Below are 18,776 nucleotides of genomic sequence, written 5' to 3' on the forward strand. Positions count from 1 at the left end.
ATCGCGACTTACTTTATTGTTCCAAGATTATACGCAGTGAAAATCCGAAATGCTGGTCGACCTGAATTGCACGATGAGGCCAGAAATCGCGTAGTACTTCCGCATGGGGATGGCCGTAGTTATGCGTGGGATCAGAACTGAATACACTGATCGACGGTGATGTTGCGGATGCAAGGCCGAGGTGCCAGTTCGCACGTGCGCCATGGTGCGGCACTTGAAAGACGCTGGTCCTGCATGCTCTGCCCGCATTGAGATATGTCTGCAAAGTCTTCCACTTCGAGGTGCTAGCCAGGTTGCCGTCTCCTGTCAGCATGATTGCAGCCTTCGTTTCGTGTTCTTGCCAGCAATCGCAATAGTCAAAAAGGTGATGGAGACGGCATTCGCATTGTCGATGCCCGCGCCAGGGACCGATCGCACCGCCATAAAGCGTCAGGCTGACATCGTTCATAGCTGAACGGCCAAACGTTGCTTCATACAGGCCCCGCAAGCTTTTCAGCGCGGCTTCGCGTGCGCTGTTGTTCCCGTTTAGTAGCGCTTCCCGATGGGGTGTAACCTTCGCCTCAAAGCTTGCCGGATCAGATGGGCGCGTGTCCGGATCGTTGTATGGGACGAACTCCCAAACGCCAAAGACGTGAATAGCTTGACCGGGTCGGAACATCCGGACGCGGCGGTCCCCGTTATGGTAAGCCAAATCCAGTTCGCCGTACGAAACTGGCTCGCCTGGGCCAGACGGCTTGTCTGGGTCATCTAAGTCTTCAGGCGGTTCGGGGGCTGCGGTCGGTTCGGTCGGGAACGGCGGCCCCCCACCGTCAGATGGCATGACGAACAAAACCTGTTCAAATCCATCACCTGCCTCTTGGGCGAAGTATTGCACCGGATCGACAAAGAACAGCATTTCGGGGTCGTCTGCCCTCAGCCCTTGTTCAAAGCCGATCAGCAGGCGGTGCCACAGCGGTGCCCAAGGCAACATGACCGTCTTGGCGCCGATCTCATTCAGCAGGTCGACCACACCGTTGATATGGTCGTTGTGGAAATGTGACAGGGTCAGAAGGTCGATTTTATCACCTTGGCAATCGCGTTTCAAATCAGCGATCGCATTGGTGAGGGGGCTTTGCAAAAGCCTGTGCCGTGAGGTGCGAACGGCCCAAAGCTGCCGCTCGTCGCGCTCTGGGGTTTGCGCGTTTGCAGCCCACATTCCTACCGTTCGCTGGGGATGCATAAAAAGTCTTGCCAGACATCTCCGTTGCGGACCGTCCCTCTTTCATCGTTGGGTTCGGGCTGCGTTTGCAATCCTGTTCGCGGCGAGTACTGGTAAACAGAAGCACGCCGTTGCATAGCTTACGCTAAGCATTGCAAGCAGCGTTCGAAACCTTATCCTTTGGAAAAGAATTGCGTTCTCCGCGATGATCCTAATCTGAGAGTAAATTTCACGTGTCGAGCAGTAGAATTCAGCTAATCCAAGTTTTCATCGGTTCCCCGGGTGGGCTTGAAATTGAACGCACAATGTTCCGCGATGTTGTTGACGAACTAAATAGAGATCATTCACGCCATTGGGGCTGCATGCTCGATCCGGTAGGTTGGGAAGAAACCTTGCCAGGGCGGGGTCGGCCACAGGCACTGATCAACCAAGAGTTGGACCGATGCGAATATTTCATCGGTGTCATGTTTGACCATTGGGGCTCGTCAACGGCAAAGGACAATCCTCGTTTCACCTCAGGATTTGAAGAAGAGTTTGAACGCGCAAAGCAGCATGTGAATTCTGGCAAAATGCACGATATGACGGTGTACTTCAAAGCGATACCGCCAGAAAGGCTACGCGATCCTGGTACCTCGTTACAACGCGTCTTAGAGTTCAAGGAAGAATGTTTTTCGAAGAGAGATGCGCTGTACAAAGAATATTCCGATGAGGATGACTTTGAAACCTTGATCCGAGCCAAACTAAATTCCATCGGGTGGGCGGAGTTTGAAAAACGCCAGTCTGGGCTAACTCGCGAAACCAAAGTCGAGGCTCCGCAGGCTCCAGTTAAAGCCAGGCCTGAGACAGAAAGCGGGAAAAACCACCTGTTTTCGGAACCTACTCGGCTCTTCCTTGAAAATATCGCTCGTCGGCAGGCTGGCTGGGAAGAAACCAGTGCAGTCGAAGCTGCACGCATGCGGCTTGTGGCTTCAACACTTTATCGGTCCGGCAACGACGAAACCGTCTTAGGTGCCCATGACGCAAACCTTCTGTTTAGGTATCGCGAAAACGTTGAGCTAGGAAGTGAGGAAATCGGAGGGTTGATTGATAGCGGAATTGCCGGTTTTGGCAGTCAAAACATTCCGTTGTGGCATTGGATTGCACACCACTTAGAAGGCGAAAAAAATCTAGAAAATCTGGCCATCACGGCGTCGATCGCCGATGAAACGAAGCAAGCGCATGCAGTCAGATTGATTTCACTATTGGGAATAGAGCCTTCTGAAATTGGAGCGGTCGTCAGTCGAGAAAGAACCATCCGACGATGGCTCGACGAGGATGCCAAGCGGGGCGTGTTTACAGAAGCGCTCACGTACTTAGAGCGTCATGGCAAGCAAGGCGACATCCCCTTACTCGAAGAACTGTATCACAATAGCACATCGCAGCATCAAGCAAAGCTAGGTGATCTCATTCTCAAACTTGAAGCTCGGTCCGGCGCGACACATGCACTATCGCGCGCACTCGAATTGGCCGTAGACGAGGTCGAGGAAAAGACGGCAGACGAGTTATTTGAGAATTCCGCCTCGTTGGCCACGGAAATCTTGATTGAGTGTGCACAATCAGCTGCGGGTATCATACGTCAGCGATCAGCTGCCATACTGTGTGATCGAGGCGCTCTACATATGGAGCTAGCGGGTACGCTCTTAAGCGACCCAGACTACACCGTCCGGTATTATGCAGCACTTGCACTCCATAGCGCGGGGCATCCTTTAGAAGACAGTTTGGCGAAGAAGGCTCTTGCAATAACCAAAAAGAATGAGGGATTGGGGTCACTCTTTGCGCAAACGGAAATTAACAACGAGCACCTGGACCGGTACAAACTGGCAGTACTATCAGGCAAGAACTTCCAAGAACTCAAGAAGGATTATGACGAAGGTGGAATACTCGATGAAGATGCCGCTTTCGTATTGTTTCGCGAATACCCAACCAAGATAAAACAGGAGCTTCGCGAGCAGTTGAAGGATGGGTTTGAGCGTTACTTTGATACGCGCTTGAATGACCTCCAAGGGGTTCTTGGCAGCGAAAATGATGCGTTCAACAAAACAAAAAAGCATATTCCGTTCCTTCGAAAACGCCTTACGACGGCTGCGATCGAAGCTTTGTGCGGCATCAAGCAGAAACATGATTTAGAGCTAGTCCGGCATGTGCTGGACACCTACGAGGTCGACTTGTCCGAATCCGCAATTGAATTTTTGGGCAAATTTGGCGACTGGTCTGATCTACCTCGCATTAAAGCGATGACTGAATATCGACCGACAACCCTCAATCTTCTTGCGATTGGCTTCCCTAAAGCGCTCCCACCAAAAGCAGCAGCAATGCTATCGATTGGAAAAGATCGCATCGCGGATCTGCTGGCAGAGGATATGGAGTTAATGTTGCGCCGCGAACTATTGAAGCAGTTAAAGAAGAAAGATGTTGCTTCAATGAGTGATGAAATTTTGTTGCAGGTGCTTGGCCATGATGACGATGAGTGTCGTGTCATTATTGCGTTGAAATGCGCGCAATTCCTTTCAAAAACACGTCTCACATCACTTCTCAAAATATACTCTGACCATGATGGCTATCGCTACTACAACAGTATTCATTGGCTGGACTTAGGTGCAAGCATGCCTCGCGATACGGGCAGGACCATTGCAATTCAAGAGTTAGATCGGCATTGACTGCGATATGCATCTTACGCGTTTATGGTCCGCAGCGAACAAATTCAACTATCGGCTCGAGTTACCTTGATGCGCCTTCGTCTTTCGGCAATTCGGACCCGCGGAATGTCGGCTTACCGTGGTCCGACCGATTGTGCTCGCTACTGCGGCGAACGACTGCTTACCGCCCTCATGTCTAAACCTTGAGCGTCCGGTGCACCTTGCAGGAACGTCGCGAAAGGGCTGGCACCGGCCATCCGGTTGCCCACGCAAGGGCCTGCGGCCAAGATCCGCGTGCCGCACCGCCGCAAGGCCGCTGTGAGCCCACACCGGATCTGACAAATTCGTGCTACGTGAGCTCGCAGCGCGGAAAGATGCTGCACTGCGGAGAATTCGTTGCCTCATTGCCGAGACGAGTGCGACCAATCAGCTAGGAGATTTTCCTTGCCGCTAGAATGGACGAATTTGATCTTATTGGTTTTTGGGCCAAGACCCTCGCGAAATTCTGCCGCTATTGCACGTCATAACGTTTGGTCATTCCGGATGTTGAGTACCTGAAAAAACAATGGTGACGGTCGTCCAGTTGACGGATGGTCCATTGCCGTTTCGATCAAATTCTCAAGTTTCTTGGCTGTCCCAGAGGGATGTAATAGTCACGTGGATTTACATCACCCAGCGAGGATCATCGCGGCCTGTTACGCAAAGTGACCACCCCGCCACAGCCCCTAGATTTCAGTCCGTTGGCATGTGGGCGCTTTGTCAGAGATCATGAACTCGCAAATAAACCCGACCGTCCTCACTGAAGGACACGATCTCGTCGCTGCGAAGTTTCACGCCATTGAAGCCCATTCCGCCATCCAGCCCGTTCCTGGCAGTGTCCAACGGTATCAGTCTATAGGGTCGCCCGCGCGTGCCGATGGCCGCACTTTCCGCACAGGGCAGCACCATCCACAATAGATCGTTGATGGAATGGTGATCTTTTTGGGTTGTGCGTTCCGCGAGGTAATTGACCGATATCGACGGTTTCCCGCCGGTCACGCCGGCCGCGAGGATCTTCATGCCGGGGATATCATCCCATTTGTCTTCCAGAAACTTGTCGATGTCGTCGGGAGCGTGCTCGACAATCCAGTATGTTGGCAAATCACCGGGTCCCGATCGTCCGGAATAGACCAACCGCCAGAGGGTTCCTTTCTTTTGCGGATCTATGGCACCGGACGTCAGCAGTGGGTAGGTGGTCACAGCACCGCCAGTGTCGTTGTCGTAATGCGTAGCGATACTCTCGCCAACGATCGCGCGGGCATTGTCGTCGCTGGCTTCCGCGATCGTGATCGGTTTGTTGCGACCTTCGGGCAGCAAAGTGCCGGACGGGGTATTGTGGCCGTTCCACATCTGTCTCGCAATGCTGTCCCAAACCTCATTGACCGCAGCCTTGAGTGTCTCGTCGAGACGATTGACCAGCGGCTCTATCTCTTCGATTGATATCACCCCCCAGTTGTTGGGATTTTTCGTACTTTCCAACCATTTCCCGAGACTCTCCTGAGAAAGCAGGGAAACATCGCCGCCATAAGCATGCCAGCTGGCGCTGCTGCTGAAATCCACGGCAGAAACACTCTCGCCGCGGCCGTTCTTGAAGGAATAGGTGGCATCGGCTTGCGCGCCATCCTTGGCGGCAGCAACCCCCGCTTCGATGGTATGCTTGATGGTGGATTCGGCGACGTCACTGGAGACCGACTCTTCACGAGAGTGAAACATCACGGCCCCTATGGTCAGCCGTTTGGGTACCGCATGGCCATATGCCCCAAACACGGATTCGAGCGCGTCGAACTTTTCCTGATTGTTGCTCTGGGACAGAGCGGCTTTGATATCTTTGACGAAATCCTTGGTTATCTCGGTGCACTTGTTCAGGTAAAGCTGCACTTTTGGCACGGTCCATGCGCCATATAGATGAAGCGTGCGCATCTTGGTCAGTTTTGCAACGCGCCGGAACAGTTCTGCCTGTGCCGCGACCGAGGCAAAGGGGGTCGCCACGTTGACCTTGGCGCTGTCGATCCGGTTGACGACGAGGCTGTGTTCAAAGGTGGAGTAGCTCACATCGGCCGCAGACTCGGCGCCCAGACTCCTGACGCTGTAATACCCGTCATCGTCCGGGACGCGCCAGACAAGCGCCTGGCTGTCGACACGCGGGGCCATTTTTTTCAGGGCGACCTTGTCGAGGTCGATCCCCCACAGGATGTCATTGCGTTTTACGATTTTCAGCCAATCCAGCTGGGTCAGCTGATCCGCATGAAAGACGTCCGCAAGCTTGCTGGGGACAGTGATTTTCGGCTCGAGGTCGATTTTGATGCCCTCGGCTTCAAACTGGGCCTTCTTGAGGTCCAGTGTGGTTCCCGAGGGCAGCTTCGGCAGCGCCAGTGGTTTGGGGGGCGTCCCGGGTTTTGGCAGTTTCGCGTTGCCGTTTTGCGCCTTGTTTCCCGTGTTGGCGGCAGGTTTGTCTGCTGGCGGCTTGCCAGGCGCCGGTGTGGATCTGTCATCTGCTGCCGGTTCGATGTCTGGAGTCTGCTGCCGGAGCATGGCGATGAGCTTGTTGAAATGACCGGGCTTTTCGTTTTGATCAACGACCCGGCCAATATTTGCCTCCCAGTCTTCAGCGCCCTCTCCCAAAGACCCAAGATCGGTAAAACCCAAGTCGTCAAAGGATTGTGCGTAAACCCCAATTCCAGCGTTTTCCAGTAGTTTCGCAAGGGGAGTGTCGGGTTTGTCTACAACCTTGAGTCCAGCTATTTTTGGTGTCGGTGTGGCCATCGAAAACAATCCTTGTATCGAATTTCCAGGCGAAAAGAGCTTGAAAAATCAATCGCCAGAACGAGGTGCGATTATTCACAATGCGCAAATATTTACGTTGCGTCAACTGCGCAGGCCAGAAAGGCCGATCAGCCACAGGCGGTGGCCTGGCAAAGGTGAACCCGCTGCCCAGTGCGCCAGCGCTTGCCGCCGCAGTTTGCCTCAGCCCTCCACTGCCAACGGCCAAGTCTGGGTCGTCCTCGTCTCGATTGTTGCAACATGCAGCAGCGAAATGTCGGTTCAAGATCGGCTAGGATCGGCCAGTTTGAACGACCGCTTCGATGAATGTGTTGCATCGCCAAACTGGCAACACTGCACACGCGAGGTATTTCTGCGTGAGCATTGGCCGCACTTGCAAAAGTCCGGTTTGTCCGCATAGCTGCCCTCGGTGCTAACCGCAGCGAACGGCCGCTCCGGTGAAGGTTTTCTGATGCGGGTCGCGGCGGAACGGAGCGGTTTTGCGTGACCACGACCCGCGTTGGAAAACCTCCCAAGGTGGAAGCCGCGGGGGTCTTGGATCCGTCTATGGGGAAAGTGTGCGGTCGGTTGGGGCGTCCGTTGCAAAAGGGGTGCTGCTGAAGGTGCGCGTGGCGCCCGATACGCTCGTGCCGTCGGCTGGGTATGCCGAAGAAGCTGTGTGTTTCGGTGTCATGGCCGCCTTTTGTGACGCTGGAGATGAACAACCACACGCCGTTCGGACCAAATCCACGGAGTGCATCTGGTGGTTTTCCGTGACGAATGACGGGCGATATGTCATGCGGCCTGCTCCCTGGGTGGTGCGCGCGACATCGGTTTCTGCCCGCGCCGGAAGATCTCGATGATGCGCATGGGTCCGCCGCAGCAGGGACATGGCTCGCGCAGGGTGAGCGGGGCGATCTCTGGCTCTGTTTCCGGCGCTGCCACCTGTTCAGGCGGTAGGACGCAAAGCAAGGCGCGGATATTCCTAATGTTGGCTTTGCGGGTCGTGTTGGCCAGCAAGCCGTAGTGCCGGATGCGATGGAAGCCGTCAGGCAGGACGTGGATAAGAAACCGGCGGATGAACTCCTGTGTCGCCAAGCGCATGACCTTTTGGCGGATGCCCGATTTGATACGATAGTCCTTCCACCGGAAGGCCACGTTCTCGACATCCGCGCTGACCAGGCGGGTGTTGGAAATCGCGACGCGATGCGTATAGCGGCTCAGATAGGCTAGCACCGCCTTTGGACCCCCGAAGGGCGGTTTAGCATAAACCACCCATTCGGCTATGCGGAAGGGGGCAAGCCAAGCCGCGAATGGTTTAGCATCTGACAAACCGGCCAGATCGCCAAAGAAGGTGAGTTTGCCTGCGTGATGCAAATCCATCAGCCCCTCCAAAAACAGACGTCGGAACAGCCGGGCCAGCACCCGCAAATGTAGGAAGAAGCCGGGGCGGCAGGCGATCCAGCGGCTCCCGCCCGGCGACAGGCCGCCACCGGGGACGATTATGTGGATGTGGGGATGATGGGTCAGACCTGCGCCATAGGAAATGCTGAGCGCGGCGCGATACTGCAACCCAGGTCCGGGTGCGGCCATCAGGATGTCGGAAACCTCCTCGACGCTGAAAACCACAGGCAACTTGCGTGGTTCGGTGCGGAATTGCATGTAGCGCTTCATCTCTTCGCGCCCGCAAGTCATGCCGAAGAAGAACCGCAGTGCCACGATGCGCGTGTTGAAGGTCGATGGTGTGACCCCAGCATCCGTCATATGTAGCTGATAGGCGCGTAGATCCTCCGGTGTCGCGGTATCTGGTGATCGCCCACGGAACGCCGCAAAATCCTTGATTGCCCGAATATGAGACTTTTGGTGTTTGTCGCCCATCCCACGGATGCGCATGTTCTCGATCATCCGCTGGCGCAGCGGGCTCATCTTCTCCTCTGTCATGGGAACCTCCTGATTGACGATTGAGAAACTCCAATCGTCAATCAGGTCAGCCAGATTACAAAATGCGCACAGCTATGGCCGGCTCACCCCATCAGCCAAAGGCACCAATGCCGCGGAGCGGCTTCGTCCATGGGCCGTTCGCTGCGTCGAGCCAATGAAGTTTAGAATTGCGGGATTTGGCGGCTAGTTTGATAAGGTTATTGGCTTTTGTCGCGAATATACTGTCCCAGTGCAAATTCACCAAATAGGTAGCTAGCCAATGCATGTGGGGGATGATGAGGGGGACAAGAAATAAGGTTGCGTTATTTTCAGTAAATATATCAACATATTAGCTTGCAATAGTGGCGGAGAGACAGGGATTCGAACCCTGGGTCGGCTCTCACCGACAACGGTTTTCGAGACCGCCGCATTCGACCACTCTGCCACCTCTCCGCGTCAGGGGTCTTCCTGTGGGGCGGATTTAGCGGTCCGCGCGCGCCCTTGCAACCCGTTTTTCGCGCAAATCGTAATTCAGACAGGGCGCGCGCGTGATTGTACGATCTAGCGCATCCGCAAAGCGCCATCCAGACGGATTACTTCGCCGTTCAAGTAGCCGTTTTCAATGATGAAACCGACAAGGCGCGCGTATTCGGCGGGATCACCGAGGCGCTTGGGAAAGGTCACCTCGGCGGCGAGGCTGTCTTGAACCTCTGTCGGCAGACCTTTGAGCATCGGGGTGGCGAAGATGCCCGGCGCGATGGCGCAGACGCGCACGCCTTGACTGGCGAGATCGCGGGCGAGGGGTAGGGTCATGCCAGCAATCCCGGCCTTTGAGGCGGCGTAGGCAGCTTGGCCTTTTTGTCCGTCAAAGGCGGCGATTGAGGCAGTGTTGACGATCACGCCGCGCTCGGTGCCGGTGTTTTTCGCCATCTCGGCGGCGGCCAGACGCAGCACGTTAAAGGTGCCGATCAGGTTAATGTCGATCGTGCGCTCAAAGCTGGCAAGCTGATGGGGGCCCTCGCGGCCGACCACGCGCTCGCCCGTCGCAATGCCTGCGCAATTGATTAACGCATCAATCCCGCCCATCCCCGAAACTGCCTGCGCGATACCATCAGCCACGCTTTGTTCCGAGGTCACATCGACAGCGACAGCCTGCGCCCCGATTTGCGCGCCATGCGCCTGAGCGCCCGACAGATCGCGGTCGAAAATGACCACCTGCGCGCCCGATTGCGCCAAAAATTGCGCCGTAGCGGCCCCCAAACCGGATGCGCCCCCGGTCACTACAACGCGTAAGCCATTCAACTCCATGTGAGCCTCCTCGAAATGAACATATGTTCAATAATTGGTGGAGACGGCGCTTTTGTCTAGTCTTCTCAGATCATTGTGCAGGTGCAGAAACCCAAGGCCGATCACGTTTTGGCAAGTTCTCGCTGAGGCTTGGAACCGAAGCTATTGTAGATGGCTTAAACAGGCGTAGATCAGAGAAACGGATCTATCCGAAAGCCTAGTGTTGGGGGATGCATCCCTTCAAAGGAGAGAAAGAAAATGAAACGTATACTGATGAGTTCGAGCGTCCTGGCGGTTATCGGAGGGGCAGCTTTTGCGGGCGGATATACGGCTCCGGCTGCAGAGCCTGTTGTGATGGCAGCGCCGGTAGCGGTGATGCCGACGGCTGATTGGGGTGGCTTTTACGCTGGCGCTCAATTGGGCTATGGCGATGCCAATGACGCTGTAGACGATGGTGGCGTTGTCGGTGGTGTCCATGGTGGCTACCTGTACGACTTCGGCAAATATGTTGCTGGTGGCGAGTTGGCCTTTTCGGGCGCCGATATCACTGACAATACGCAAAACAGCAAAATTGACAGCTTCACCGATCTCAAGTTTATCGGCGGTGTGAAGCAGAACAACTGGCTGTTCTACGGCGGTCTGGGTGCGTCCTACATCAAGGGTGACACTGCAGGCGGCGTCTCGGCCAGCGACACCGTTCCGATGGCAACGCTTGGCGTGCGCTACAAGGTGCGTCCGAACATGACGGTCGGTGGCGCGGTTGATTATCGCAAAGGCGATGATTTCGACGGCTCCGGACAGGATCTGGACTTGACCACCGTGTCGTTGACGACCTCGTTCCAGTTCTAAACGAGCTGACGCGATGCAAGATTGGGGTGTGGGCGACGGCCTGCACCCCTTTTCCTATCGGGCGTTAGCTGTCGGCGCGGATCAAGCCGAGGCCGCGCAGATACACGCCAATGCCGCTTTCCAGCAGATCCTCGGGGGCGTAGGGCGCGCGGTTACCTTCGCGTGCGTATAGCTCCACCACGCCGTGGCTCATCGCCCAGATATGGGCTGACACCATAGCCACGGGCGGGCGGCGATCGGGCGGGACATGGGCCATCAGCGCCGCCGTGGCGCGCTCCATCACGCGATCGGCGCGCTCGGCCACTTTCGCCAGATCCGTCGAGTGATTTGGGGAAATGCCGCTTTCAAACATCGCCATGTAGTGACCGGGATATTTGCGCGCGAAGGCGAGGTAGGCGCGCCCGGTGGCCGAAAACGCCGCCAAAGCCGAGGGCTTGCCGCCATCCCATGCGTGCTCCAGCACATCGCCGAAGATCAGATAGCCCTGACGTGCACATTCCGCGATCAGGTCTTCGCGCCCCTCGAAATGGCGATAGACAGCAGCAGGGGTGACGCCTGCGCGCTTGGCGGCCTCGGAGAGCGTAAACCCGGTCGGGCCTTTCTCCTCGATCAGCGCAAGCGCCGATGACACCAGCGCCTGACGCAGATTGCCGTGGTGATAGCCTTGCTTAGACATTCAGGATTTCGATGCCGCCGCAGATGGAAGTGTCAACCTTTCCAATGGCTTTCGCGTCTTTCTTCGCGTAATCTACGGCGTTCAGAATGGTCTGGATCGCCGCGATCCTTGCGCGTTTTTTGTCATCCGAGCGGATCACTGTCCAAGGCGCATATTTGGTGTCTGAGCAGGCCAGAGTTTCCTTGATCGCTTCGCTATAGGCGTCCCAACGTTTGAGGCCCTCAACGTCGATCCAACTAAGCTTCCACTGCTTGAGCAAATCATTCTCGCGCGCCAGAAAACGGCGCAACTGCTCGGCGCGATCCACATTCAGCCAGAGCTTGACCAAAATGATCCCGTCATCGACCAACATCTTTTCAAAATCAGGGAGTTGCGCGAAGAAGTGCTTGCGTTGTTTTGGCGTGCAAAAGCCAAAAACATGCTCGACCACGCCGCGGTTATACCACGAGCGATCAAACATCGCGATTTCACCCGCAGCGGGCAGCCAATCGACATAGCGCTGGAAATACCATTGCGTGGCCTCTTTCTCGGTGGGCTTCGGCAAGGCCACCACATAGGCCGAGCGCGGATTGAGATTTTGCCGCAAGCGCCCGATCGTGCCGCCTTTGCCCGCCGCGTCGCGCCCCTCAAAGACCACAGCCAGCCGCTTGCCGGTTTCTTTCAGATCCCACAGCATTTTGACCAGTTCGACCTGCAGCTTGTCCATCTGGCGGTCATAGGCTTTGCGCTTTAACTCTTCGTCGTAAGGGTATGATTTTGATAAGATATCATCTTTGTCAGACTGCTCGATAGCGTGGCGCACGGCTTTCGGGGCCTCGTTGCGCAAATAGGCGGTAATCTCTCCCACAAAGGGGATATCAAGCGGATCTTTGGGCGTGTCCTTGGCCATGTCAGCCTCCTCGTTTGGCGCAGTATGGGGCGCGCCCGGAACGGGTGCAAGATGGCGAGCGACCGTGGCGCCCGGGATTGACCGGGCGATGAGTATTTAGGGCTAGATGAAAGAGCGGCTCAGCGCAGTTTCATCTGGCCGGAAATACTCCCGCCGGAGGCGTTTTGCTGCGTATCCTCTAAAACATTCGCGCGCTCAGCGACCCGGTCCACGGCCTCAACCACCGCATCCGTCGCGATTTGCGGCGTCATATGACCCACACCGGGCAGCGAGATCAGCTCGGCACCGGGCACCTCACGGGTGAAGGGGATCGCGTGGATTTTCTCGCCCACGATGGTATCGGCATCGCCATGCACCGACACGACCGGCAGGTTGAGGGCGCGATAGTCGGGGATCATCTGGTTGATTTCCGCCTCAAGATCGGCGCGCTGGCGGGCGTTCACGCGCATCGTCTCGACCCGCAGCGTCATGCCGGGGCCAAACCATTGCGCATAGCCTTTGGGCATCTCTTGGGGGGCGAATACGGCGGCGACCTCATAATTGACGATGGCTGGCGGGGTCCAGGCCGATATCAGCGGCACGGCAATCGCCTGACCCAAGGGCGGAGAGGTGATTTGATAGAGCAGCGGCAGCGGGCTGTTCCATTTCTGTGAGGGGGCAGATACGGGCACAAGCCCGGACAGCGTGTCGGGCAGGATGACCGCCCAGGCAATCGCCACCGAGCCGCCGTAGGAATGGCCCAGAACGATGGGGTCGCGCGCGCCCGCCTTAAGCGTGGCCTCTTGCAGCAGCTTGGCCTGATCGAAAATCGTGTCGTGATCGGCGGGCAGCGGGTCGGACCAGCCAAAGCCGGGGCGGTCGGGCACAAACACGCGGTAGCGTTTGGCCAGTTCGGGGGCCAAAGCAAAAGTCAGATCCCGCGCCGAGCCGGATGCGCCGTGGATCAGCACCACGTCCGGCCCCTGATCGCCCATCACGACCATATGCACGCGCTGCCCGCCGACATCGACGAAAATCCCGTTTGGCGGATAATCTGCCTCGGCTTGGCGCGCGCGCCAAGTGTCGAGACCCCAAGTCGCCCCGCTCAGCACAATCGCCAGAAGGATCAGGCTAGCAACCAATCTTAGCCAGGTCATAGGGAGTCCCCTGATAGATCTCGTTAATCCAGTTGCCATACAGCAGGTGGGCGTGACTTTTCCACCGGTTGGTGGGCGTCTGGCTTGGGTCGTCATCGGGGTAGTAATTCGCGGGCACGTTGATTGGTTTCCCTGACGTTACGTCACGGTCATATTCTTCCTTCAACGTGGTGCTGTCATATTCGAGATGGTTGAACACATAGAGCGCACGGTTGGCGCGGTCTTCGACGAGGCAGGGGCCAGTCTCATCGGAATGCAGCAACGTGACCATGCCCGCCGCTTCCAGTTCAGGGCGTTTCATTTCGGTCCAGCGGCTGACGGGGATCAGCAGATCATCGGAAAACCCGCGCAAATAGGGCGAGGCGGGCGCGCAATTGCGATGGCGGAAGCAGCCAAACGCCTTGTGATCAAGCGCATGTTTCGCAACGCCGTGGAAGTAATGCGCCATCGCCATGCCGCCCCAGCATACGCCGAAGGTCGAAAACACATGGCTTTGCGTCCACTCGAAAACCTGCTGCAACTCGCCCCAGTAATCGACCTCCTCAAAGGGGATTTGTTCAATCGGGGCGCCGGTGATGATCAGCCCGTCGAATTTCTCGCCCGAAGCCGCGACCTCGCTGAAAGAGCGGTAGAACTCTTCCATATGCTCGGCGGCGGTGTTGCGCGTGACATGATCGGACATCTTGATCAGTTGAAAATCGATCTGCAAAGGCGTCGCGCCGATCAGCCGGGCAAACTGGTTCTCGGTCTGGATTTTCTTCGGCATCAGGTTGAGCAACGCGATCCGCAGCGGGCGAATTTCCTGCGATTGCGCGCGCGAGGGCGACATCACCATCACGCCTTCCTGCGACAGCTTGTCAAAGGCGGGCAGGTTTTCAGGAAGCGTGATAGGCATTGTTTTCCAGTCTCTTATGGTTCGAAGTTAATACGGGTCGCTGCCCGTTTCGGATCACTTGGGCAGCGCATCCGCGATCAGGGATGTAAAGTCTTTTGCATCGCGGACAAGATACAGATCCTGCGCGCGGATTTTGACACCCCAGTTTTGCGCCATTGCCGCGTAGCGCGGTTGGCGATGCGCCAGTGCCTGCGCATAGGTCCAGCGCACAAAAGTGTCAGGGTCGACCTTATCCTCGGGCTCGCCGGTTTCCGCGCGATATTGCGCCCACATTCGGGCCAGAAAGTCCGGCTGGTAATACATCGGCTTGGGCGCGCGATCAAAACGCGTGACCAGTTCGGCGGTATGCGCGTCTGATCCCTCGATCCAGACCATCAACTGGTTTTGCGACAGCGCACGCAGGATCGGATCATTCGCATCCTCAGGATCCACCACCTCGCAGATCGAGCCGCCCGTGTCGCACAGGAAATTCTCGATACCGTAGATGTCGCGAGCGCGCTGCGCGAAATGCGCGCTATCGAGCAGCGCGGCCATCTCGGCCTCGCGGTGTTGGCTTTGGCGGTGCATATATTCGTCAAAGGGCAGCCCGCCCTTGGCCGGATCGCCCGGCTTGCCGAGATAGGATGACAGCGGGGCAAGATTATCAAACGTGATATTTGAGGCGATATAGACCGAGTCCGAGAGCAACAACTCCGCCAGAAACGGGTTTTTCATCGCTTCGCGTTTGAAATTATCGGCGATGAACTCGCCCATATAGCGCGTGCCGATGCGGTAATCGACCGAGTAGTGAAACCAGCCCGCCTCGCGCAGCAGATTGGCCGCCCAGGTCTTGCCCAGTCCCGACATGCCAAACAGCAGCACCCGTTTATCCTTGGCGTTCAGCCACTCTGCGCGGTTGGAATAGATCATGCTGCCCTCAAAACTTGCGCCTCTTTCGTAGCGCAGTGGCGCGCGCACGTCACCCCGATTTCGGGCGTCGGTTCAAGATCATAAGACCCACAGCCAGCAGCGCAAACCCGATCAGTTCCGACCAGCCCAGATGTTCGCCATACACAGCCCAACCCGCGACAATGGCAACGGGCGGGATCAGCAGCGTCACCAGCGCCAGATTGGCCGCGCCCGCCATCGCGAGGATGCGGTAATACAGCAGATAGGCCAGTGACGAGCAGCCCACCGCCAGCCAGATCAGTGCCGCCCAGACGGAGGGCGCGTAATTGAACTGCGGCCAGCCGTCAAAGACGAGCATCAGCGGCAAGGTCCAAAGCGCACCTGCCCCCAACATGCCCGCCGCAGCGACCTCGGGGCGCATCTTGCGGGTGGCAAATCGCGCATATGCGCCTGCAAAACCATAGCTCGTGGCCGCGCCAAGGATCGCGATCTGGCCTGCCGAGGTCAGATCGAACCCGCCAAGCGCGCCCGGGCCAATCGCCACGATCACCCCGGCAAAGCCAATGGCGATGCCAAGGCTTTTGCGCGCGCTCAGCCGCTCGTCGCGAAACACCATTGCGGCGATCAGCGCGCCAAAGATCGCGGTCGAGGCGTTCAGGATCGACGCCAAACCGCTATCGATATGCTTTTGCCCCCAGACGATCAGCGTGAAGGGAATGGCATTGTTGAGCAGCCCCATGACCGCGAAATGGAGCAGGACACGGGGATCGCGTCCCACCGGAATTTTGCGGATTGCCACCCAAAGCCATAACAGCGCCGCACCGCCACTGACGCGGATGAACACGACAGTGAACACATCCGCCCCCGCAAGGGCTGCGCGGTTGGACAAGAAGGATGATCCCCAGATCAGCGCAAGCCCCGCGAGCAAAGCCCAAGCGAGCGGTGACAGTGAGATTGCGGTGAGGGCAGGGCGTGTGTTCATACGGCTAGCGATAGGGCGCAATCGCGGGGCGCGCCACCCGGAAGTTGCGAAAAGAAAAGCCCCGCGTTGAGGGCGGGGCTTTTCAAGGTTTGTCTTGGATCAGGTCACGCGATCAGAAGTTGATCCCAACGCGCACGCCCGCACCCCAACCGGAGTTGTCAGAGAACACTCCGCCAATAGGCGCATTGGTAATTGCATCACCAATATCGACATAGCGAACACCACCGGTGATCTTGATATTGTCGCTCGCCTGATAGCTTGCGGCCAGCGAGACCGACTTGTAGCCATCGGTCGGGCCGAGGTTTCCGGTGGTGCCAGGCTGGGTTTTCTCATAACCGAACATGAGTGCGCCCGACCACTGATCATTGAAACGACGTCCCACGCCAAGGGTCCATGAGGTGGAGTTATTGGAATAGTCCACCAACGGGACCCCCCCGGAAGCTCCAAGATAACCCGGAGGCGAGATGTCGAATTGCGTCCAATGTACCCAACGCACCGAGCCCATCAGTAGTGTATCTTTGGCGATGCCGGTCTGGAATTCGAGATTGACAGATTCCGGTACCGTGGTCGCGAAGCTTGTGGGCACACCGCCCATGACATTCTCGCTTGCGGAAAAGTCGTGGGTGATCTTCGAGTTATAGGTCAGAGAGACGCGTGCTGCTATTTCTGGTTTTTCCCAAGCGGCGCCGATCACATAGCCGTAATCTGTCTCGTCTGAGGTCTTCATAGTATAGCCCGAAGAGAGGCTGACCTCACCTGATGCTTGCTCGGCGCGCAGACCGCCGATAACTGAGAAGTTATTGGGCAGCTTATAACGCATCATCATCGTGACCGCATTCGAACTGACCGTGGCGGTCGACCCTTGAAGCGGGTAGCCGGTACCGGCCGGATAGCCGACATTCGCACCGATCGGTTGGTCAAGAACGATTGCAATGTCGATTTTATCGCTAAGCGCTTGCTTATAGCCAAGGCTATAGGTTCCATATCCCGGTGCCATGTCGCCCGACGAAACCGTGCCGGCACCAACTGTGCCCGACACATCAGGGTTAAACCCGCCGACGTTGAATTCTGCGTAACGGCCTTGCTCAAACAGGATGCCGACTGATTGCGTCGAACGCTCGACGCCGCCTGCCTGGGCCATCCCGGCGCTCAGCGCCACGACCGCAGCCGTTGTCATAATACGCTTCATGATGTTCCTCTTCCCTAACGTATGTCTTGGTTCCCTGAGAAAAGCCTATCATCGGATTGGAGCAGATCAATTCGCGATTTTTCCTGACGCTACGTCGAATCCCTATGCTGCAGCGCAGCTTGTGGTGCTCAGGCCACGCTTTTTGACGTCCGCGTCAACTTCCGAACTATCGGGTTTAGAAAATCCCCAGGAATCGGCTTGCGGTTAGGGCAATGACCCAAAACGTCGCAAGCGCGGAAGCGATCAAAAAAGCGGCCCAACGAGTCATGCGCGGGGCAGGGATGTGGGGTTTTCGGCGCATCGTGATCCTCTCTCGATATTCACGCCCGCCATTAAGCGCTTTTTAGGTAAATCCTGTCTTAACGGGGCTATGAGAGCGTCCAATATTTCCCTGCACCCGTTCGAGGGGGCCAATTGGCAGGCCGCCCTTGAGGCGCTTGCAGGCCCCGGCGCGGGCGCTTTTCAGCAATCTGCGCAGTATGGCGATGTGATGCGCGCGCTGGGGCGCAAGGTCGCGCGGGTCGAGATCCGCTCGGGCACTGTGCGGATCGGGTTGGTGCAGATGATTGCGCGCTCAAAGCTGTGGCTGATCTCGCGCGGGCCGGTTTTTGGGCCAGATGTCTTTTTGGGCCAGATGTCGCGCAGATTGTACAACAGGCGGCATTGCGCAGGCTGGCGCGCCGCGTCGGCGTTGTGATCGCCACGCCAGAGCGGGCCGTTGGCGGGTTTGGCCTGATCCCGCTGATCTCGCCGCGCCATCACGCGATCTGGTCGCTCTCGCCCGCTGAGCAAGACTTGCGCGCGGGGCTTGCGGGGAAATGGCGCAACCGACTGGTTGCAGCCGAGCGTGCCGGTCTGCGCCAGCGCGTTGAGCGCAAAATCGACTGGATTTTGCGCGCCGATCTGGCCCAGCAGGCGGCGCGCGGCTATCGTGCCTTGCCTGCAAGTTTCACGCAGGCTTGGGCCAAATGTGCACCCGATGGCTTGCGCGCGTGGCGGGTTGAGGATCGCGACGGGCAGCGGTTGGCCGGGTTGGTCGTGCTGCGTCACGGCGCGGGGGCGAGCTATCATATCGGCTGGAGCGGGGCGCAGGGACGCCGTGTCGGGGCGCATAATTTCGGGCTGTGGCACGCAGCGTTGTGGCTGCGTCGCAAGGGAGGTGCGTGTTTTGATTTGGGTGATATCAACTCGGAAGACGGGGCAGGGCGGATGCATTTCAAACTGGGCACGGGCGCGCAACCTCACCCTTTGGGCGCAACCGCGTGGGTGGTGCCAAACTAGCGAGAGTTCGCCTAGATTTTGCCAAACTGCTCCGCTAAGGCTTTGCCTGAGTAACAAAATCGGTCATTTTGACGCGGCACGCGCGCGATGATCTGACCTAGAAGACGCGCCA

At 57.2% G+C, this 18,776-nt stretch carries 15 protein-coding genes and 1 tRNA gene; 4 read left to right on the top strand and 12 right to left on the bottom strand.

Features of this window, described 5'->3' with window-relative positions; all coding sequences use genetic code 11:
* Nucleotides 1–13 precede the first annotated feature (13 nt).
* A complete protein-coding gene (locus tag ACN0SD_RS04930; protein ID WP_417807106.1) occupies nucleotides 14–1,195 on the bottom strand; it encodes an MBL fold metallo-hydrolase in 1,182 nt (393 codons plus the stop codon).
* A 236-nt stretch (nucleotides 1,196–1,431) separates the two neighbouring features.
* Here ACN0SD_RS04930 and ACN0SD_RS04935 point away from each other — a divergent pair, with 236 nt between their 5' ends.
* A complete protein-coding gene (locus tag ACN0SD_RS04935; RefSeq protein ID WP_417807107.1) occupies nucleotides 1,432–3,894 on the top strand; it encodes a DUF4062 domain-containing protein in 2,463 nt (820 codons plus the stop codon).
* 738 nt (nucleotides 3,895–4,632) lie between these two features.
* Here ACN0SD_RS04935 and ACN0SD_RS04940 read toward each other — a convergent pair.
* The 4 genes from ACN0SD_RS04940 to ACN0SD_RS04955 all read right to left on the bottom strand — a co-directional run bounded on the left by ACN0SD_RS04940 (nucleotide 4,633) and on the right by ACN0SD_RS04955 (nucleotide 9,900).
* On the bottom strand, nucleotides 4,633–6,675 hold the full coding sequence (locus tag ACN0SD_RS04940) for a hypothetical protein (protein ID WP_417807108.1): 2,043 nt from the start codon (nucleotides 6,673–6,675) through the stop codon (nucleotides 4,633–4,635).
* 792 nt (nucleotides 6,676–7,467) lie between these two features.
* Nucleotides 7,468–8,613: a transposase gene (locus ACN0SD_RS04945; protein ID WP_417807109.1), complete on the bottom strand. Its 1,146-nt coding sequence runs from the start codon at nucleotides 8,611–8,613 to the stop codon at nucleotides 7,468–7,470.
* Between the two features lie 342 nt (nucleotides 8,614–8,955).
* Nucleotides 8,956–9,045: transfer RNA gene (locus ACN0SD_RS04950), tRNA-Ser, on the bottom strand.
* 108 nt (nucleotides 9,046–9,153) lie between these two features.
* Entirely contained in the window at nucleotides 9,154–9,900 is a 747-nt protein-coding gene (locus ACN0SD_RS04955; RefSeq protein ID WP_417807110.1) for an SDR family NAD(P)-dependent oxidoreductase, read from the bottom strand.
* A 237-nt stretch (nucleotides 9,901–10,137) separates the two neighbouring features.
* On the opposite strand from ACN0SD_RS04955, the gene ACN0SD_RS04960 reads away from it, so the two are divergent.
* A complete protein-coding gene (locus ACN0SD_RS04960) occupies nucleotides 10,138–10,728 on the top strand; it encodes an outer membrane beta-barrel protein (RefSeq protein ID WP_417807111.1) in 591 nt (196 codons plus the stop codon).
* A 64-nt stretch (nucleotides 10,729–10,792) separates the two neighbouring features.
* On the opposite strand, the gene ACN0SD_RS04965 is transcribed toward ACN0SD_RS04960, so the two are convergent.
* The 7 genes from ACN0SD_RS04965 to ACN0SD_RS04995 form a co-directional block, all read right to left on the bottom strand.
* Nucleotides 10,793–11,404, bottom strand: coding sequence for a TetR/AcrR family transcriptional regulator (locus ACN0SD_RS04965; RefSeq protein ID WP_417807112.1), 612 nt, complete (start codon nucleotides 11,402–11,404; stop codon nucleotides 10,793–10,795).
* Complete coding sequence (gene ppk2, locus ACN0SD_RS04970; RefSeq protein WP_417807113.1) at nucleotides 11,397–12,293, bottom strand: polyphosphate kinase 2; 897 nt, start codon at nucleotides 12,291–12,293, stop codon at nucleotides 11,397–11,399. Before ppk2 ends, ACN0SD_RS04965 begins: the two co-directional genes overlap by 8 nt.
* 119 nt (nucleotides 12,294–12,412) lie before the next feature.
* The gene (locus ACN0SD_RS04975) at nucleotides 12,413–13,429 is read right to left on the bottom strand and encodes an alpha/beta fold hydrolase (RefSeq protein WP_417807114.1); all 1,017 of its coding nucleotides are present in this window, start codon (nucleotides 13,427–13,429) and stop codon (nucleotides 12,413–12,415) included.
* Complete coding sequence (locus tag ACN0SD_RS04980; RefSeq protein ID WP_417807115.1) at nucleotides 13,404–14,324, bottom strand: homoserine O-succinyltransferase; 921 nt, start codon at nucleotides 14,322–14,324, stop codon at nucleotides 13,404–13,406. The genes ACN0SD_RS04975 and ACN0SD_RS04980 overlap by 26 nt, the downstream gene beginning before the upstream one ends.
* A gap of 54 nt (nucleotides 14,325–14,378) precedes the next feature.
* Nucleotides 14,379–15,233 carry an ATPase gene (locus ACN0SD_RS04985; RefSeq protein WP_417807116.1) on the bottom strand — a complete coding sequence of 285 codons (855 nt, stop codon included), beginning with the start codon at nucleotides 15,231–15,233 and terminating at the stop codon, nucleotides 14,379–14,381.
* A gap of 49 nt (nucleotides 15,234–15,282) precedes the next feature.
* On the bottom strand, nucleotides 15,283–16,194 hold the full coding sequence (locus ACN0SD_RS04990; RefSeq protein ID WP_417807117.1) for a DMT family transporter: 912 nt from the start codon (nucleotides 16,192–16,194) through the stop codon (nucleotides 15,283–15,285).
* Between the two features lie 112 nt (nucleotides 16,195–16,306).
* Complete coding sequence (locus tag ACN0SD_RS04995; protein ID WP_417807118.1) at nucleotides 16,307–17,383, bottom strand: OmpP1/FadL family transporter; 1,077 nt, start codon at nucleotides 17,381–17,383, stop codon at nucleotides 16,307–16,309.
* A gap of 370 nt (nucleotides 17,384–17,753) precedes the next feature.
* Between ACN0SD_RS04995 and ACN0SD_RS05000 the strand changes: the two genes are divergently transcribed.
* Nucleotides 17,754–18,080 carry a hypothetical protein gene (locus tag ACN0SD_RS05000; protein ID WP_417807119.1) on the top strand — a complete coding sequence of 109 codons (327 nt, stop codon included), beginning with the start codon at nucleotides 17,754–17,756 and terminating at the stop codon, nucleotides 18,078–18,080.
* Complete coding sequence (locus ACN0SD_RS05005; protein ID WP_417807120.1) at nucleotides 18,047–18,664, top strand: GNAT family N-acetyltransferase; 618 nt, start codon at nucleotides 18,047–18,049, stop codon at nucleotides 18,662–18,664. Before ACN0SD_RS05000 ends, ACN0SD_RS05005 begins: the two co-directional genes overlap by 34 nt.
* Nucleotides 18,665–18,776: the final 112 nt, after the last annotated feature.

The sequence above is a fragment of the Thioclava sp. genome, assembly GCF_048263065.1.
GTDB lineage: Bacteria > Pseudomonadota > Alphaproteobacteria > Rhodobacterales > Rhodobacteraceae > Thioclava.

Bases quoted from the DNA above. Each gene is read 5' to 3' on its own strand.
- ACN0SD_RS04930 (WP_417807106.1), bottom strand. From the start codon at position 1,195: ATGTGGGCTGCAAACGCGCAAACCCCAGAGCGCGACGAGCGGCAGCTT.
- ACN0SD_RS04940 (WP_417807108.1), bottom strand. From the start codon at position 6,675: ATGGCCACACCGACACCAAAAATAGCTGGACTCAAGGTTGTAGACAAA.
- ACN0SD_RS04945 (WP_417807109.1), bottom strand. From the start codon at position 8,613: ATGACAGAGGAGAAGATGAGCCCGCTGCGCCAGCGGATGATCGAGAAC.
- ACN0SD_RS04955 (WP_417807110.1), bottom strand. From the start codon at position 9,900: ATGGAGTTGAATGGCTTACGCGTTGTAGTGACCGGGGGCGCATCCGGT.
- ACN0SD_RS04960 (WP_417807111.1), top strand. From the start codon at position 10,138: ATGAAACGTATACTGATGAGTTCGAGCGTCCTGGCGGTTATCGGAGGG.
- ACN0SD_RS04965 (WP_417807112.1), bottom strand. From the start codon at position 11,404: ATGTCTAAGCAAGGCTATCACCACGGCAATCTGCGTCAGGCGCTGGTG.
- ppk2 (WP_417807113.1), bottom strand. From the start codon at position 12,293: ATGGCCAAGGACACGCCCAAAGATCCGCTTGATATCCCCTTTGTGGGA.
- ACN0SD_RS04975 (WP_417807114.1), bottom strand. From the start codon at position 13,429: ATGACCTGGCTAAGATTGGTTGCTAGCCTGATCCTTCTGGCGATTGTG.
- ACN0SD_RS04980 (WP_417807115.1), bottom strand. From the start codon at position 14,324: ATGCCTATCACGCTTCCTGAAAACCTGCCCGCCTTTGACAAGCTGTCG.
- ACN0SD_RS04985 (WP_417807116.1), bottom strand. From the start codon at position 15,233: ATGATCTATTCCAACCGCGCAGAGTGGCTGAACGCCAAGGATAAACGG.
- ACN0SD_RS04990 (WP_417807117.1), bottom strand. From the start codon at position 16,194: ATGAACACACGCCCTGCCCTCACCGCAATCTCACTGTCACCGCTCGCT.
- ACN0SD_RS04995 (WP_417807118.1), bottom strand. From the start codon at position 17,383: ATGAAGCGTATTATGACAACGGCTGCGGTCGTGGCGCTGAGCGCCGGG.
- ACN0SD_RS05000 (WP_417807119.1), top strand. From the start codon at position 17,754: ATGAGAGCGTCCAATATTTCCCTGCACCCGTTCGAGGGGGCCAATTGG.